The 17,832-nt window shown below is 34.6% G+C and carries 14 protein-coding genes; 9 read left to right on the top strand and 5 right to left on the bottom strand.

Annotated features, from left to right (window positions below):
- Window positions 1-36 precede the first annotated feature (36 nt).
- Window positions 37-1,350 (bottom strand): ABC transporter substrate-binding protein, encoded by a 1,314-nt coding sequence (locus GI584_RS20010; RefSeq protein WP_228552445.1) that lies wholly within the window; start codon window positions 1,348-1,350, stop codon window positions 37-39.
- A gap of 175 nt (window positions 1,351-1,525) precedes the next feature.
- Between GI584_RS20010 and GI584_RS20005 the strand changes: the two genes are divergently transcribed.
- The 7 genes from GI584_RS20005 (at window position 1,526) to GI584_RS19975 (ending at window position 9,083) form a co-directional block, all read left to right on the top strand.
- Complete coding sequence (locus GI584_RS20005) at window positions 1,526-2,734, top strand: AraC family transcriptional regulator (RefSeq protein ID WP_153792364.1); 1,209 nt, start codon at window positions 1,526-1,528, stop codon at window positions 2,732-2,734.
- Between the two features lie 363 nt (window positions 2,735-3,097).
- Window positions 3,098-4,099, top strand: coding sequence for a LacI family DNA-binding transcriptional regulator (locus tag GI584_RS20000; RefSeq protein WP_153792363.1), 1,002 nt, complete (start codon window positions 3,098-3,100; stop codon window positions 4,097-4,099).
- A 139-nt stretch (window positions 4,100-4,238) separates the two neighbouring features.
- Complete coding sequence (locus GI584_RS19995) at window positions 4,239-5,144, top strand: dihydrodipicolinate synthase family protein (protein ID WP_153792362.1); 906 nt, start codon at window positions 4,239-4,241, stop codon at window positions 5,142-5,144.
- A gap of 24 nt (window positions 5,145-5,168) precedes the next feature.
- A complete protein-coding gene (locus GI584_RS19990; protein WP_153792361.1) occupies window positions 5,169-6,203 on the top strand; it encodes a TRAP transporter substrate-binding protein in 1,035 nt (344 codons plus the stop codon).
- Between the two features lie 120 nt (window positions 6,204-6,323).
- Window positions 6,324-6,824 (top strand): TRAP transporter small permease, encoded by a 501-nt coding sequence (locus GI584_RS19985; protein WP_153792360.1) that lies wholly within the window; start codon window positions 6,324-6,326, stop codon window positions 6,822-6,824.
- Window positions 6,825-6,842: 18 nt separating this feature from the next.
- Window positions 6,843-8,111 (top strand): TRAP transporter large permease, encoded by a 1,269-nt coding sequence (locus GI584_RS19980; protein WP_153792359.1) that lies wholly within the window; start codon window positions 6,843-6,845, stop codon window positions 8,109-8,111.
- Between the two features lie 18 nt (window positions 8,112-8,129).
- The gene (locus GI584_RS19975; protein WP_228552289.1) at window positions 8,130-9,083 is read left to right on the top strand and encodes a phosphoglycerate dehydrogenase; all 954 of its coding nucleotides are present in this window, start codon (window positions 8,130-8,132) and stop codon (window positions 9,081-9,083) included.
- A 605-nt stretch (window positions 9,084-9,688) separates the two neighbouring features.
- On the opposite strand, the gene GI584_RS19970 is transcribed toward GI584_RS19975, so the two are convergent.
- From GI584_RS19970 to GI584_RS19955, 4 genes are all read right to left on the bottom strand, one after another.
- A complete protein-coding gene (locus tag GI584_RS19970) occupies window positions 9,689-10,354 on the bottom strand; it encodes an N-acetylmuramoyl-L-alanine amidase family protein (protein ID WP_153792357.1) in 666 nt (221 codons plus the stop codon).
- Window positions 10,355-10,380: 26 nt separating this feature from the next.
- A complete protein-coding gene (locus GI584_RS19965) occupies window positions 10,381-11,166 on the bottom strand; it encodes a polysaccharide deacetylase family protein (protein WP_153792356.1) in 786 nt (261 codons plus the stop codon).
- A gap of 175 nt (window positions 11,167-11,341) precedes the next feature.
- Window positions 11,342-13,138, bottom strand: coding sequence for a sensor histidine kinase (locus tag GI584_RS19960; RefSeq protein ID WP_153792355.1), 1,797 nt, complete (start codon window positions 13,136-13,138; stop codon window positions 11,342-11,344).
- A complete protein-coding gene (locus tag GI584_RS19955; RefSeq protein WP_153792354.1) occupies window positions 13,135-13,815 on the bottom strand; it encodes a response regulator transcription factor in 681 nt (226 codons plus the stop codon). The genes GI584_RS19960 and GI584_RS19955 overlap by 4 nt, the downstream gene beginning before the upstream one ends.
- A 277-nt stretch (window positions 13,816-14,092) precedes the next feature.
- Here GI584_RS19955 and GI584_RS19950 point away from each other — a divergent pair, with 277 nt between their 5' ends.
- Both GI584_RS19950 and GI584_RS19945 read left to right on the top strand, forming a co-directional pair.
- The gene (locus GI584_RS19950; protein ID WP_153792353.1) at window positions 14,093-14,722 is read left to right on the top strand and encodes a YesL family protein; all 630 of its coding nucleotides are present in this window, start codon (window positions 14,093-14,095) and stop codon (window positions 14,720-14,722) included.
- Between the two features lie 319 nt (window positions 14,723-15,041).
- A complete protein-coding gene (locus GI584_RS19945) occupies window positions 15,042-17,657 on the top strand; it encodes a hypothetical protein (RefSeq protein WP_153792352.1) in 2,616 nt (871 codons plus the stop codon).
- The last annotated feature ends 175 nt before the right edge of the window (window positions 17,658-17,832 follow it).

Here is a 17,832-nt window from a genome sequence, read left to right as displayed (position 1 = left end):
TCAAGGCTGGCTCTCTCTTTAGCCAGCCTAACTCCTTTATTCGGTTGTTTCTTTACCAGTTTGTTGGGCAGCTTGTTCTTCTCCGTCTTTAAGCATTTCCATTGCCGGCTTATCTTCTAATAGGAATGCTTCGATTTCACTCCCCATCACCGAACGTACTTCCAGTTCTGCTCCATCATGGTTTACTGGAGGGATATTTTCTACTGTGTCAGCGAACTTCTGGAAGAATGGTTCGTTATTAAAGTATTCTTGATCTTCAGAGAAGATAGGTTCTTCATATGCTGCTGTTAAGGCAGGGAATAAACCTCTGTTCGTTAGTGCTGAGATTTGTGCATCAACATCGGTTGTTGCAAATTCTGTGAAAACATATGCTGCAATTTTATTGTCAGACTCTGAAGGAATGGCTAAAGCAGAACCACCATCATTGGATGCCCGTGTGCCTCCTTCTTCAAATGCCGGTAACTCAAACATATCCCAATTACCAGAGAGTTCAGGCATTTGTTCTAACATCGTACCGCTCCACCAAACAGCACCTGGATTTGTAGCAACTTCTCCGTTCTTCATGGCAGCGACTTGACCATCCCAGTTATTTGTAAACGTAATTAAGTCATTGTCTTTCATCTCTTGAAGAATGCGAGCGGCATTTTCTCCTGCTTCTGAAGAGATATCTAGGTTGCCTTCTTCATCGAAATAATAACTACCTTGCTGTTGCATCATAATACGTAATAAACCATCTCCGTCCGTTCCTAAGAAATAGTTCCCCGTCTGTTCTACAACTTTTTTACCTGCTTCAATGTAATCATCCCATGTTTCAATTTGAGAAGGGTCTATCCGTGCCTCTTCAAATATATCCACACGATAGATAACTCCTACTGGCCCTAAATCACGTGGGGCAGCAACAACATTTCCAGCGTCATCTTTTAACCCTTCAATCTTTGCGTCTGCAAATTTATCCTCGTGTTCGTCATATCCCATTGCGCTTAAATTTGTAAATGCGTCTGGGAATTCACTGGTGAAAGATTTGATCCGGTTATTTTCCACTTGTACAACATCAGGTAGGCCACTACCACCACTTGAAAGCCCAGCACTTACTTTTTGGTATACTTGGTCTACCCCAATGTGTTCAACGGTTACATCAACATTTGGGTATACTTCTTGGAATGCTGGAAGAACATCTTTCTCTAAATAATTTGCTTCTAATGCCCATGCCCAAACCGTAATATCTCCTTCAACATCTTCGGGGTTTTCAGGAATGGTTAACTTTTCGACATCACCATCACTTGACGAATTTCCTCCACATGCAGCTAATAAAACGAACAGAATAAATGCAACGAACGACCTTACCACCATTTTTTTCAATAGATCCACCCCTCTGTTATTATTAGTACCTTGTTAACGAGATATAGATATCGTTAACTTGTCAAAATTGTAACCAACTGATAAGTTGAAATATAGTAAAAAAGTTAAATTATTAGTACTTATTCATTTTACTTGTATACGCTTACAAAATATTGAGGTGGTGAAAATGGAAAAGATACTCTGTTCATTAGTTGATGTAACAAAGATTCCGGTATGTATTTATCAAGATTCTACTATCTCTACTTATCCATCGAACATCACCATCAATCCAATGTCTGATTCTTTTCAGGAACATATTATTAATTGCGGTTTGTTAGGGCAAGAGATTCAATTAATGAATACCAATTATTTTGAGAGTTTTTTAAGCATACCTTTTGTTCAACATAACCAAAGACATTGGTTAATCCTTGGTCCAATCATTTATAATCCACCTACGAAAGAAGGAATTTCTCGATTACTTTCAAGTCTGAATAGGTCTTATCTAAAGGAAGAATTTGAAGATTACCTAATGAATTTAGCGGTTGAAAGTAGTAATCAGTTAATAGAGATTGGTAAAATTGCTTACTACCTCGTTCAAGGTGTGGAACTGAATATTCGGAAAGAGTTGAGATTAGTGCATCAGCAAGAAGAAGTAGAAATCGAAAAACAACAATCCTGTTATATTACGAATATTCGTGAAAATAATCTTTATCACCACGACCCCTTGTTAGAACGTCGGATATATCAATTGATAGAAGAAGGTAACGTGAAGGAGATTATTCCTTATCACCAAGCCTTTAGGAATAGAGATGATTTTGAGTATGGACTATTATCCAGAACAAGTGAATTAAGAAGTCAAAAAAATACTGCTATTGCCACTATTACTCTAGCAACGAGAGCAGCAATTAGAGGCGGAGTACATCCTGAGGATGCTTATTCTTTGGGAGATGTCATGATTCAAGATTTAGAAGATTTGACTTCTTTATCGAAAGTAATCTGGTTTCGCGAGAAAATACTATATGATTTCACGGAATTAGTGAGAAGGTATAAAAAACAAAGATATACGAGGAAAATTACACAATGCCAAGAATATATTTACAAGGAAATTTATGAACCTAATTTATCAGTTAGTTCGATTGCTCAAAAACTTGGATTAAATCCAAAATATTTATCCAATTTGTTTAAGAAAGAAGTAGGGATATCAATTAGTGAATATACCCAAAAGATAAAGGTAAAAGAAGCAAAAAATATGATGCTTTATTTTAATCGATCGGTTACGGAAGTCTGTCATTCACTTCACTTTTCCGATCAAAGTTATTTCATCAAAGTATTTAAAAAGCATACCAAAATGACACCGCGCGAATACATCAAAAAAAATCAAATGGATCCATATTAAGTTTAGGGATAATTAAATAAATCCGTTGCAATTTGTTAAAGTTGATGATGAAAACTTAGTATGATTTTGAGAAGATTAACGATGTTCAAGGATACTAAAATCTTTAAGATTTTTTAGGTGATACTAGCGAACGATGTTCTTGCTATGAAAGAGGGCTGCCTAAGTCTTACAAGAAAGGTTACTGGACGCTGCAAAAAATTACATAGAGAAAAAATAAAACTAATTCTATATAAGAATTAGCCACAAGTTATCATAAGAAACTAAAAGAAAGCGTTGACAAACAAAAAAAGATATAGTAGATTGATAACCAAGATAGAGTGCTAAAACGATATAGCAAAACTGAATTAATTAGGAGATATAATAATGGCAACTATTCGTGATATAGCAAAAAAAGCTAAGGTTTCACCTGGTACCGTTTCTTTTGTTCTAAATGGTAAAGGTGACCAAATGAGAATTGCGACTAAAACACAAGAAAAAATACTAAAAATTGCTAAAGACCTAGGTTATCTTCCAAGTATATCAGCAAGGCGTTTGAGGAATAGTGAATCAAAGCATGTCCCTGTCATATCCATTTTATGGACGTTGGATACAAGAGCATCGCTAATAAGCAGGTTTCTTAAAGGAATTCAAAAGAAGTCTGTATATAAAGATAATTTATTTGAAATATTAATACAACCATATGAAAATGGGAAGCTAAGTGAATTAGAGAGCTTACGGACAGGAAATAAGTATAATGGAGCAATTATTGCAAATGCATCTGATGAAGACTTGCAGTATATTGAAGACGCTAATCTTAAGGTACCAATTGTTTTGTATCAAAGAAGATCGAATAAATACAGTACAGTTAATGTAGACGGTAAAAAAACTGGGTTAGACGTTGCTAAATTCTTATATGAGAAACATCAAAAGAATGTAGGTATCATTGTTCCAAATCTATCATCCCAAGCAGTTTCATTTAGACAAGAAGGTTTTATAGAAGGTGTAAATAAAATGGGGATAAATAATATATGTGTTCAGTATGGGGATTTTAGTGAGAAGGGTGGATATGAGGTAATGGAATCATTAATAAAACAATCGAGTTCATTACCAGAAGCACTCTTCTTTCTAAGTGATCCAATGGCAGTAGGTGCTCTTAGTGCAAGCCATGACTATGGTATACGTGTACCAGAAGACTTAAAAATTATAGGTCACGACAATGACGATCAAACATCATTCACCGTACCTTCCTTAACTACAGTACATCTCCCGGTAGAAGAAATGGCGGGTGCCTGCGTTAACCAGTTGATAGGTCAGATAAACCAAAAAATAGAGACACCAACTAATGAAAAATTTCAAACGAGCATCATTGTACGAAATAGTTGCTGAATAGCTAGTATATAGCTTTTTTTTACTATAAACTATAACGTTTTAGCAAAATTTTTGTTATAGGGGGTGATAGTGATTAAGTAATATCTTTTATAAGACATAAAGAGAAATTTAACAACAATAAAGGGGACTTAATAATATGAAAAAATTATATGGTGTAACAACTGCAATGGTAACTCCATTTAACAAAGATGGAAGCGTTAACTTAGATAAGGTTGCTGAATTAACAGAATTTTTAATTGGAAAAGGTGTACATTGTCTATATCCACTTGGCACAACAGGAGAAATGATTAAATTATCTGTAGAGGAAAGGAAGGCTATTGCAGAAACAGTTGTTAAGACTGCTAATAATAGGGTTACTGTCTACATCCATGTAGGTGATGTGAATTTTGACAATACATTAGAGTTAGCGCGTCATGCACATGATATTAGAGCAGACGGTATCGGTGTAGTAACACCAATTTACTTTAGTGTAAATGACCAAGAGATTGAACAATTTTATGTGAAAATTGTTAATAGTTTACCAGAAGACTTCCCGATTTATTTGTACAGTATTCCTCAATGTGCGGCAAATGAGTTGAACATTGAAGTAACGAAAAAGATTGCTGCACAATGTAAAAACATTATTGGAATTAAATTCAGCTATCCAGATTTTACTATGACAAGTCAATACTTAGATGTAAATGATGGTAACTTTGATGTTGTTTTTGGACCAGATCACTTATTTTTACCAGCTCTATCGTTGGGTTGTGAAGGAACAGTTTCAGGGATTTCTGGTGTTTATCCTGAACCGTTTGTAGCAATTTATAATGCGTTTAAACAGGGAGACTTGGCAAAAGCAAAAACATTACAAAAAGTTGCAACTAAATATTGTAATGTATTAAAAAATGGTAGCAATATGTCATATTTCAAAGAGGCTCTTCGATTACGAGGGATTGATGCAGGTTTAATGAAAGCGCCTCATATTGATATTGATGACAAAGAAATTGAAAAATTAAAGACACAACTAGTGCAAATTGACAATGAGTTTTTTTCTATAGCATAAATAAAAAAAGAAAGAGGGGTAAAAATGAAAAAATTAATACTAGGTTTCTTATTTATGATATTAGCTTTATTTATCGCTGGATGTGGAGCCAATAATTCAAGTGATGCTACTGGAGACAGTGAACAAGAAGGGAAAGAACAATATACCGTTCGAATTGCTGGTGGAGCAGTAGGTCCTGAGCACTCTTTAACCAAAACTTTTAACTTTCTAAAAGAGGAATTGGAAGGAAAATCAGATGGGAGATTTTCAGTCGATTTAAATGTTGCTGGAGAGCTTGGTGAAGATAGAGAAATTATTGAAGCAATGCAAATGGGAGAAGTGCATTTAGCGTCACCCTCACCAGCAGCATTAGGAGGATTTAATGATTCTGTTGCCATTTTGGACATGCCTTTTCTTTTTACTAATCGTGAAATTGCATATGAAGTGTTAGATGGTGAACCAGGACAAATGATACTTGATTTGTTAGATGAGTCTGGTATTAAAGGTCTTGGATATTTTGAAAACGGATTCCGAAATGTAACTAACAATGTTAAGCCTATTGAATCTGTCGAAGATCTAAACAAATTATCGATTAGAACAATGCAAAACCAAACACACATTAGAGCGTGGGAGTTATTGGGTGCCAATCCAACACCTCTAGCTTTTGGGGAGTTATACTCAGCACTCCAACAAGGAACAGTCGATGGCCAAGAAAATCCATTCGGTTTAATTTTGGCTAATAAATTTTATGAAGTACAGAATTACTTAACAGTAACTAATCATGTGTATGCACCTAATGTTGTCATCACAAATAAAGAATTCTATGATTCCTTACCTGATGATTTACAAACTATATTCAATGATGCAGTAAGTGCAGCGATCGATCACAATAGAGAGCTAGCTCAAGAGGAAGAAGTATCTGCTAGACAACAATTAGAAGAAGAAGGTATGGAAATCTATGAGTTCACCGAAGATCAGCTTAAAGAAATGCAAGAAATTACTTTGCCTGTATATGAAGAATTTAAAGACCAAATAGGCGCAGATGTTGTTGATACATTCTTAGAAGCTTCCCGTGAATAATTGATAGTGGATAAGAATGGGAAGGTGCTTTAATCTTCCTATTCTTCTCTCAAAATATTCTGTATGAAGAGCAAAGACTTGCAAGAGAGGAAAGCATGATTGAGAGTAGGAGGTCTAAATATGACCATAATGAAGAAATTAAACCAACATATTGAAGAATGGATTCTAGTTACATTACTAACTGTATCATTGACTTCTATTACTTTACAAATATGTATGAGATTTATCTTTGATAATTCATTGGCATGGTCTGAGGAATTAGCTAGATATTGTTTTGTTTGGCTTATATATATAGGTATAGCGTACGGTGTTAAAAGATCAAGGCATATTTGTTTAGACATCGTATATGACCTAGTTCCCGTTTCAGTTAAGAAAATAATGCTTATCGCTTCTTATATACTCGTTGGGTTATTTGCAGTTGTAGTTATTTACTATAGCTACTTTATGATCGAACAAATAATGAACTTTGGGCAAAAAAGTGCTGCTATGAGAATTAATATGGTGTACGTATATTTATCAGTTCCTGTTGGAATGGCGCTAACTCTACTACGAGTTATCCAAAATATTACTCATGTAATTAAAGAAGACATCGAAGAATTACAAGAGGATGAATTGATATAAAAAAAGGGGGGGAGTAAAGTGACTGCATTACTGTTATTTGTATCATTCATTATTTTTATGCTTGTAAGAGTTCCAATTGGATTTTCACTTGGTTTGGCTTGTTTGGTAACCATTTTTTACACTGGATCTGTTTCTCCTCAATACTTAGTACAAGGTTTAGTTACTTCAGCTGATTCCTTTCCATTAATGGCTATACCTTTTTATATATTGGCTGGGGAAGTGATGGCGCAAGGTGGTATATCAAAGAGATTGTTTGGATTTGCCAAAATATTTGTAGGTAATATTACAGGTGGATTAGCTATCGCTACTGTTATTACTTGTATCTTTTTTGCTGCTATTTCTGGATCAGGCCCTGCTACAGTTGCAGCAATTGGAGGTATGGTTATTCCATTAATGGTAAAACAAGGCTATGATAAGAAATTTGCTACAGCGATTATAGTAGCAGCAGGTACGATAGGGGTTATCATTCCACCTAGTATTCCAATGGTTATTTATGGTGTGTCAGCTTCGGCATCTATTGGAGATATGTTTATGTCAGGTATTATTCCTGGTTTAATTGTAGGGTTATTACTAATTCTATACAGTTATTTCTATGCAAAATACCATAATTATGGAAAAGATGTCCAAACATTTTCTTTCCAACGGTTATGGAACGAGCTTAAAGAAGCTGCATGGTCATTGGCTATGCCAGTTATTATACTTGGAGGTATTTACGGTGGGATTTTTACTCCAACAGAAGCAGCCGTTGTTGCGACAGTGTATGGTCTTATCATTGGTGTATTTGTATATAGAGAGTTGAACTTAACCAAACTGTATAGTGTTTTTAAAGCTTCGTCATTAACAACAGCAGTTATTTTAATTATTACAGGTACAGCAACTTTTTTTGGTAGAATTCTTTCTATTGAAAATATACCTGAAACGGTAGCAACAGCACTAACAAGTCTTTCAGATAATCGAACCGTTTTATTATTGTTAATCATCCTGTTTCTATTGTTTGTTGGAACATTTATGGATGTTATTGCATCTATCATTATTCTTACCCCTATCTTATTACCGGTTGCAACGGAAATCGGAATCGATCCAATTCACTTCGGGATCATTCTTGTTGTAAGCTTAGCGATTGCATTGATTACACCGCCAATCGGTGGAAGCTTGTTCGTTGGAATAGGAATTTCGAGATTATCTATCTGGGAGTTGAGTAAGGCCGTTGTACCAATGTTTTTCTTAATGATATTAGCACTTGTGATCGTAGCATTCTTACCACAAGTTAATCTATTATTACCATAATTTATCGGAGGAATGAAAATGAAGGTCTTAGTAACAGCAACGAATTATTCGACATTATGTGCCGAAGCTAAACAATTACTGGAACAAAACGGATGTGAAGTAGTAGAAAATCCACATGATCGTCCGATGACATTTAATGAACTGAAAGAAGTAGTATCTGATATTGATGCTGTCGTAGCAGGAGTAGATACTTGGAATGAAGAGGTGTTTCGGTTAGCTCCTCGGTTAAAAGTTATCTCAAGATTTGGTGTAGGGGTTGATAATATTGATCTTGAGAAAGCGAAGGAGTTTGGCATCCAAGTAACAAATGCACCTAGGTTAAATTCCAATGCTGTAGCAGAACTTACTATTAATTTAATATTAAACACATTACGAAATACACCAAACCTACATGTAACTACTAGACAGGGTTATTGGGAACGATTTGTCGGAAATGAGTTACAAAATAGAAGTGTAGGTTTATTAGGGTTTGGAAATATTGCACAGAATGTAGCAAAGAAGCTACAAGGGTTCGATGTTAATGTTTACGCGTATGATAAATTTCCAAATAAAGATATTGCTAAAAGGTTAAATGTACAATTTACTGATTATGAAGAAATATTAAATAAGTGCGATGTTGTAAGCATGCATTTACCACTATTAAAGGAAACCTATCATTTTATGGATGAAAGTAAATTTAGTCAAATGAAACAAGATTCTTATTTTATAAATACATCAAGAGGTCCTTTAGTAGATGAGAAGGCGTTATGGCATGCCTTGAATGAAGGGAAGTTAGCTGCGGCTGCAATCGATGTTTATGAAGAAGAACCAACTAGTAAGGACAATCCTTTATTTGATCTAGACAATGTAATCACTACTCCACATACAGCTGCAGAAACTTATGAAGTGTATCATAACGTAAGTCTGATGACAGCAAAAGCAATTCTCGAGGTGAAAGTAGGAAATAAACCACAAAATTTACTTAATGAATAGTGTATCGTTACGAGTATGACAAAAGAGCCTGTTATAACGGTAATCGGTAGTAAATATGGATCTTACAACTGAAGTGGATAGACGTCCCGAAAAGGAAGAATAATAATGGCTGGCAGAATTCCCTATGCGAGGTGATAGCGGACATTTTTTCCGCTATTTGCGATAAAATAGCGGTGTTTAGAGTGTGAGCGGACATCTGTTCCGTTATTTCCAATAATTTATCAGAAATCCGCTTCAAAATGGCTAAATAACGGAACAGATGTCCGTATACATTCAAATTTCACCGTTTTTACTTGAAATAATGGAATAAATGTCCGCTGATTTTGCTGATGAGATTTAATCAGAATAAGTTCATATATCTATCCCCGATATTAGAAATGGCTATACTCGAATACAAGTAACTCTCATCAGCTATTGTTTACTACTTTTCAAAAACAAGGCAATTTCTCGAGAAAGATTAAGTCATCTCGATTGGCTGCGTCACCTTCTGTAAGGATTGTGCTTTTGCCTCGACAGTTCGTCCTCACTCTACTATGCCGCTTACCAGAACAAGAAGAACAAAATTTTGTGAAGTTTCAAATATTATATAGAGATGATTTCGAACTTTATTTCAAGTATTCATTGACTCCGTTCTTAATAGCTTCTGCTAAAGATTGTTGAAAATCGTCTGTTAGCATTGTTTGTTCTTCTTCTGGATTGGTTATATAGCCGATTTCAAGTAAAACAGCAGGCATAGTAGTATCCTTTAACACAAAATAATTTTCTTTCTTCACACCACGATTCCGAAAACCTGTCGTTTCTGAAACATGTCTGTGTATAATATTCGCCAATCGTTTTGAATTTTTATGATAATAGAATGATTCTGTACCAGAAACAGATGGGTCCGTAAATGTATTAGCATGTAATGATATATATAAATCGGCTTCTATATCATTGGCATAATTAGGTCTTTCTCGAGTTTCTGCTGATAGAAAAACATCTTCTTCTCTCGTCATGTATACCTCAAGTTTTGGTTCATCTTCCAATAAAATCGAGATCTTTTTAGCCAGACTTAATGTAAAATCTTTTTCGTATGAACCACTTACACCGATAGCACCAGGGTCTTCACCGCCATGTCCAGGGTCAATGACAACCTTATATTTTTCTTCCTTTGAGGAAATCTTAGAATTCTCTCTCTCATTAGATGTTTCAGGTTCTAGTTTGTCGGTTAGGGTAAAATACAATATACCTACAAATAAAAATAATATAAATAGTCGAATCCATTTTTTCATGTAACACTCTCTCCTTGTTTGCAAATTTAGTTTTGTGATGAGTTCAGTGAATGACAACGGTCATAACAGTTAAAATTATATGGTTTGATGTTTTTAGCGATTTTCTTTGTTTGAAATCCATTTTCAGATAAATAGGTTAATAGCGATGACAGATGGTTCGCAGTTTCTTCTTGATCATGCATCAGAACAATAGAGGTCTCCCCGGCACTAGCTAAATTTCCAATTTGATTCACAGTGGAATCTATAAATTTATCCCCTGATAATGACCAATCACTACTGTCAACATTCCAATCCCATAAGTGAAATCCATTGCTATCCAAAACTTCTCGATAAGATTCTGTTAAATAAGGGATACTTCCATAAGGTGTTCGGATCAATTTGGAACGAACGCCGGTAATATCTTGAAGGGTTTCCTGAGCATTGATCATTTCTTCGAGAGCAGATTGTTCCGAAGCATAAAATTGATTTACTTCATGCGTAACACCGTGTATTCCCACAGCATGACCGTCTTCTACAATTTGTTTGACCACATCTGGGTATTCCCTCATTGCAGGCTCCAACATAAAAAATGTCGCTTTGGCGTTAAACTGACTGAGAATGTCCAAAATATTCTTAGTTACAGAAGTAGGTCCATCATCAAAGGTTAGGTAAACAACTTTTCCTGTATCTTCTGAATTCATTTGTTGTTTACCTGCTGATGATATTATTTCGTTATTCTCTTTAAGTCCCATTTGATACGTAACCTGTTCACTTTGACAGGCAGAAATAATAAGTAGAAATGCGAAGTAGATAATAATACTAATCTTCTTCATATAATAAACCTCAATTCTATGTTGTTTATCTTTCTGTTGATAGATTAGTATAGTAAAATAAAGATTAGATAAAGATAAAATGTATATAAGCTAAAGATTGAATCGAACTAAAAAAAACCATTCCCTTAATACTCCAAAAGGTATTAAAGGAATGGTTTGTCCACAAAAAAGAATATTATTTTTTATTTAAATAAAAGTAAAAACAGACTCCTTGTTTTGTATTAATTACGCCAAAAGGGACATGATGCAACTTTAGTATATGTTTAGAAATGGCAAGTCCTAAACCTGTTCCTTGTTTTGAACGTTGAGTTTTTCCACCTTGATAAAAACGATCCCAAATTTTTTCTAGTTGTTCTTCTTCGATATGACTTCCTTCGTTTTCAACAGTGATCTTAACCTTATCTTCTTCGCTAAGCGTTGTAACTATTATTTTCCCTTTGTCAGGTGTATGTTGAATCGCATTGGAAAGAAAATTAGTAATAACCTGTTCCACTCGATCTTGATTAGCGATTACCTCAACTGAATGAAGATTTAGATTTACGTCAACTTGTTGATCTATTACTTTTAAAGATAGTTGATTGTAGACCGAACGAATTAATTCATCAATGAAAAAGGCGTTCATTTCGATCTTATATGTTCCTGATTCGTATTTTGCTAATTCAAGCATGTCTTCGATCAGCCGATCCATACGATTCACTTCATTCTCCATTGCGCTAAAATAATGATCTTTCTTGTCGGTTGCTACACCGTCTTGAAGAATTGCCATACAGCTCTTCATAATACTTAATGGTGTTTTTAATTCATGTGATACACCAGCAATGAAATCTTTCCGTGTTTGTTCCAACTGTCTTTCTTTATCAACATCTTGTCGCAGTTGATCAATATAGGACTGCAAAGTTGTCGAGAGAAAATTAATATTGTTTGACAGTTCTCCAATTTCATCTTTTGATTGAACGGTAATTCTCTCGGTAAAGTCCAAATTTGTCATTCTTTTCGTAGCATCATTTATACGCAATAAAGGTCTTGCTATCCCTTTCGAATAGTAAAAAGCAGCTAACAAAACTAACGCAACAACAAATAGAACAATATAAATATAATATTCTTTAATCATTTGTACGGCTTCATTTACTGGTTGTAAGGAAGCCATCGTATAGAAATAAATCGTTTCACCATTGCTGTTTTTTGCTGGATTGACGAGTACCTTATATTGAATACTATCTTGCTCAAAATCTTGTATTTCTGTTTCCACATTCTTATTAAACAAGAGGTCAACCTGGAACTCCTTTAGTTTGTCGATCAATATTGGATTGGAAAGTATACTATATGTTACATCTGGTATATGAATATCTTTGACGTGACCATATATTGAAAGAGAATTATCATCATCAAGTTCTTTAGCTTCTTGCAAAAGTTGCTTATTTTCCCATAGTGTATATGAATAGGAGCCTTGCCTATCAAAAAAGTTGTCAATAGTTTCATCAGATCTCCAAAACAATTGGATAGGGTAAATTGCATTTTCTTTCTTAAAACCCTGAACCTCAACAGTGGGATATTCATTAAGGATATCTTCTTGATCTAGAAGCTCCTCCTGATTGATTAAATAATAAATCGGAATATGGATAGGGTCATCTTCCACATATTTTCTTTCGCTTGTATCTGTAAATATAAATGCTCTGTTTAGTTCAATAAAATAGTCTTCTGTCCCTTTTATGTTACCATTCTCATCTAACACGACAATCCAAGCATTATGCTCCTGGTAAAAGTCTTGTTCCAATTGTCGCAACCTATCCTCCTCATTAATGTTTAGATATTCTTGACGAAAAGATGCAATAGCTTCGGTTAACTGATCGACTTTTTTCTCGGCATAAAATCGTTCAAAAAATAAAGTTTGACCGATAAATATAGCTAGTATGATAAACAAACATAATCCTGTAGTTAAGAGGAATAACTTCCCTACTATCCGATTCTTCATGATTTCTCCTCAAATTTATAGCCAGCTCGAACCATTGTTTTAATTTGCTTTGCACTTGTCCCAAGTTTATTTCTTAAATTCCGCATATGTGTATTGATTGTTCGATCATCTCCGGCATATTCATATCCCCATACTTGATTGATTAATTGTTCCCTAGTTATAACAATATTTTTATTCATCATTAAATACGTTAATATTTCAAACTCAGTATGTGTTAATGCTATGTGTTTTCCATTCACTTTTACTGAATGAGATTGAAGATTCACTTCAATATGTTGACTAGTCAATATATGGTCCTTTTTGTTTGAAGTGGGGGAATGAGATGTCAGTAAACGTTTGGCTCTTGCCAATAATACACGTGGACTATAAGGTTTTGTAACATAGTCATCTGCACCTAATTCAAAACCTAATAATGTATCTTCTTCATCTGATCGTGCTGTCAAAATAATGATAGGAACAACAGACTTTTCACGGATTCTCTTACAGACCGACCACCCATCTAACTTGGGCATCATAATGTCTAAAATAATTAGGTCAATGCTGAAATTTTCAAATAAATCTATTGCTTCCGTACCATCTCTTGCTTCCAAAACATCACAATCAGCATCTAAGAAATAATCTTTACTTATTTCCCGTAAAATATGTTCATCTTCTACTATTAAAACTGTTTTTTTCATTTGAAATATCTCCTATAGATGATTTGTGTTTTATCCGTATTTTAAGTATTTTAATTCTAACAAATAAATAGTAACAAAAAAATGTAAAGATAAAATAAAGATTAATGGCTATCGATAGGGAAAATTGCATGAAATCGGAAAAAAGGGGGGGAAATGAGTGCGTTTGACTTACGTTAAAGCTCATGTTTTTAAATTTCAAATTGTAAAAAAATTCAGAATACTATAAAATATCTGTAAACAGCTGTCTATATTAATAACGACTGAGGGGGGATAGAATGTGGAATTGAGTGGATTAATAGGTGTTTTTTATCGAATCAGTCAGTGGATCTATAAGTTTGCATATGTCAATTTGCTATGGATTCTATTTACCCTAATTGGTGGTGTACTATTAGGATTTATGCCTGCCACTGTGGCACTCTTTACCATTATGCGGAAATGGATAATGGGGGAAGATGCTGTTGCTGTATTTAACATGTTTTGGAATACTTTTCGTCAAGATTTTATTAAATCAAATTTATTAGGTATAGTTCTATTTGGAATAGGTTATGTGTTATATATTGATTTAGCCATTTTGCCTGATGATGGCGTTTTGTGGTCATTATTACGATATGGAATTATTGTTTGTAGTATTTTATTTTTAATTGTAGTATTTTATATTTTTCCTGTATATGTACATTATAAATTAAAAAATCCATCCTATATTAAATATGCATTGTTATTAGGAATAGCTTATCCTCATATTACTATTGCTATGCTGATTGGTGTGGTTATGCTATATGTGATTTTATATAATATTCCAGGATTAATTCCTTTTTTTACAGCTAGCCTTTTAGCACACCTTTTAATGTTGCTATCCATTCAAGTATTTAGGAAAGTAGATAAAAAACAGACAAATACATTAAATTAGACAGACTTGAATTAAATATATATATATATATATAGAATGCCATGTGCGCTTTTATGTACATGGCATTTTTGGTGTTAAAAAATGACTTCCGTAACACTGAAATCAATGCATATGTACTGGTTAAAAGACAAGTTTTGCTGTCCTTTAATTTTTTATGATATAACAAAAACTGTCCGTTGAATGCGGTGCAATAGTAAGGAAGAATAGATACAAGAAAGCATTTCAATTGATTTTACGGAAGGGGATAGGGCAGAATCTTATCTTTGAAACAATAAATATATGCATTATATATATTTTATACGAGGAGGAGGCAATTCATTTGAAAAATAATATTGGAAAGAAAATCACAATTGTGCCACAAGGTATTAGCAAAAATGTAGAACATAATTCCACTGAATGGGCTTTGGATTATTTTATTAAAGTACTTGAAGAGCAATGGTTAAGAGTTGAAATCGCTGAAAAAATTATGGAGGACACGGACAATGCAATAACTGTATTTATCGAAGAAAGATATGCTCACGAGAATAGTAAAGAGCCAGGCCAAGCAGAATCATTTGTAATGGAAAGTATAACAAAAGATAATCAACAAATACTTACGGTTACCGCTTCAGATAGTCGCGGATTAGTTTATGCTCTACTCGAGTTAGCTGATATTGTGCAAACTTCTACAGAGCCTTTGGTAGATTTATTAGCAATTAAAAATAAAACGGAGTATCCAACTAATTCTATCAGAAGTATCAAGCGATTATTTGCTAATGAAAAAACGGATAAATTGTGGTTTTATAATAAAGATTTTTGGCGCGAATATTTGACGGAATTGGCTCTCCATCGATTTAACAGATTTAGCCTTGCTTTAGGTATGGGATATGATATTGGTCATGATCCAGATATAAAAGATTTTTATTTCTGTTTTGCTTATCCATTCCTTGTTTCTGTCTCCGGTTATGATGTTAGTGTGGAAGGACTTTCCCAGGATGAAAGAGAAAAAAATTTAGAAATGCTACGATTTATTGGGCAAGAAACAAAACGGCGAGGGATGGATTTTCAAGTAGGTTTATGGACGCATGCCTATGAAATAGAAGATAGTCCTAACATAAGGTACAAAATAAACGGTCTTGATCAAGAAAATCATGCATTGTATTGTCGGGATGCATTAAAAACTTTATTACAAGATTGCCCAGAAATTGATGGAGTTACAATTAGAGTTCATTATGAAAGTGGTATTCCAGAACCGGCCCATTTATTTTGGGAAATCGTCCTTAAAGGTGTGTCCTTATGTGGACGATCAGTAGAGCTTGATTTACATCCTAAAGGAATTGACGATGATTTATTAAAAATTGCTGAGGATAATGGGGTACCATTTATGATTTCTCCAAAATTTTGGGCGGAACATATGGGTCTTCCGTATCATCAAGTAGCGATAAGAGAAACAGAATTACCTGTGGAACCAACTCCAGAGGCTGGGAAAATGATTATCACTACGACTTCTAGAAGGTTTACTCGCTATGGGTATGCTGATTTTCTAAAAGAAGATCGTAACTATGATATGTTATATCGTATTTGGCCAGGCACACAGCGAGTTCTATTATGGGGAGATCCAGAGATGGCAGCAGGGTATGGCCGAGCTGGTAATTTTGGTGGAGCTAAAGGAGTAGAAATAATGGAACCGCTCTCATTCAAATCTAGAAAAACGAGTGAGACGGAGTCGGGAAGAGATCCTATAGTAGATCCTGAATTAAGGTTTGGATTACATGATTGGAAAAAATATATGTACACTTATCGTTTGTGGGGGCGCTTATTGTATAACCCAGATACAGAACCAGAAGTATGGCGCCGCTACTTAAAAAATGAATTTCCGTCTGCTGCAGAGTCGTGTGAAAATGCACTGAAATATGCGAGTAGAGTATTGCCGCTAGTTACAGTCGCACACGCTCCTTCTGTAGCAAATAATCATTATTGGCCAGAAATATATGCAAATATTATGATTGTTGACCAAGAGCATAAGCCAGCCAATCATTGTGATGGCCGAGAACCTCACACGTTTAACGTAGCAAGCCCGCTAGACCCTGCTTTGTTTTATAGAGTAGATGAATATGCCGATGATATGGTACAAAACCGAAAAAGTGGGAAATTGTCTCCATTAGAAACTGCTAATATATTAGAACAATTAGCATTATCAGCTGAAAAACATTTACATCATGCTAATAGTAGCATGGATAAATTCACTTCCACATTTCGTAGATGGGCAGTTGATGTAGAAACTCAGATTGGATTAGGTTTATTTTTTGCAAATAAATTCAGGGCTGGAACCGCATACGCTTTTTATGAAAAAGTAGGTGATTTGCAATTGTTAGAGAATGCTCTTTCTTATTATCGAAGTGCAAAAAAAGCTTGGGAGAGAATAGTGAGCGCAACCGAAGCTGTTTATACATCCGATATTACATTCGGGTATGTGCCATACATGCGTGGCCATTGGTCTGACAGACTTTCAGAAATTAATGAGGACATTTTAAAAATGGAAGCTCAAACTAATCTTGCTAGAGAAGAGGCTTCGGGTGAACTGATAAGTAGGTCTAAAGAATGGCTAAATAATGTTCCTAAAGTTCAGTTACCTAATATTCAACATGTAAAGCCAGAAGTTTTTTCTAAAGGTGAACGTGTTCCACTCTCCATTAAATTATCTGGTCAATCAGATACCTATAAGGTTACCTTAAAGTATCGTCAGGTCAATCAAGCGGAAAAGTATCAATCAGTACAGATGCACCAAGAGAATGATGAGCTATTAGCAGAGGTTCCGGCTTCTTATACCAATAGTCCATATCCATTAGTGTATTTTTTTGAAATAGAAGACGAAAATGAGGACAAAAAGTTTTATCCAGGATTTAATGAAAGTCTTAGTAACCAACCCTACTTCATCATTCGCCAACAAAATTAATTTAGATGGAGACATGAATTGTCATAATTTAAAAATCTCTTCTTGTCTCCTCCCAAAAGAAACAAAGTTGAAAGCTTGTATGATCAATATAGTATGGTAAGGACAGTTATTGACATGCAGGAATTGTAAATACCCTCGCATTTATTGAAACTTCCCCATTGAACTTGATATGCAG

This window comes from Gracilibacillus salitolerans (genome assembly GCF_009650095.1).
In the GTDB taxonomy this organism is placed as follows: domain Bacteria; phylum Bacillota; class Bacilli; order Bacillales; family Amphibacillaceae; genus Gracilibacillus; species Gracilibacillus salitolerans.
This window is presented reverse-complemented; position numbering and strand designations above follow the sequence as displayed.

Coding starts and splice junctions, on each gene's coding strand:
- GI584_RS20010 (WP_228552445.1), bottom strand. CDS start 1,350: ATGGTGGTAAGGTCGTTCGTTGCATTTATTCTGTTCGTTTTATTAGCT.
- GI584_RS20005 (WP_153792364.1), top strand. CDS start 1,526: ATGGAAAAGATACTCTGTTCATTAGTTGATGTAACAAAGATTCCGGTA.
- GI584_RS20000 (WP_153792363.1), top strand. CDS start 3,098: ATGGCAACTATTCGTGATATAGCAAAAAAAGCTAAGGTTTCACCTGGT.
- GI584_RS19995 (WP_153792362.1), top strand. CDS start 4,239: ATGAAAAAATTATATGGTGTAACAACTGCAATGGTAACTCCATTTAAC.
- GI584_RS19990 (WP_153792361.1), top strand. CDS start 5,169: ATGAAAAAATTAATACTAGGTTTCTTATTTATGATATTAGCTTTATTT.
- GI584_RS19985 (WP_153792360.1), top strand. CDS start 6,324: ATGACCATAATGAAGAAATTAAACCAACATATTGAAGAATGGATTCTA.
- GI584_RS19975 (WP_228552289.1), top strand. CDS start 8,130: ATGAAGGTCTTAGTAACAGCAACGAATTATTCGACATTATGTGCCGAA.
- GI584_RS19970 (WP_153792357.1), bottom strand. CDS start 10,354: ATGAAAAAATGGATTCGACTATTTATATTATTTTTATTTGTAGGTATA.
- GI584_RS19965 (WP_153792356.1), bottom strand. CDS start 11,166: ATGAAGAAGATTAGTATTATTATCTACTTCGCATTTCTACTTATTATT.
- GI584_RS19960 (WP_153792355.1), bottom strand. CDS start 13,138: ATGAAGAATCGGATAGTAGGGAAGTTATTCCTCTTAACTACAGGATTA.
- GI584_RS19955 (WP_153792354.1), bottom strand. CDS start 13,815: ATGAAAAAAACAGTTTTAATAGTAGAAGATGAACATATTTTACGGGAA.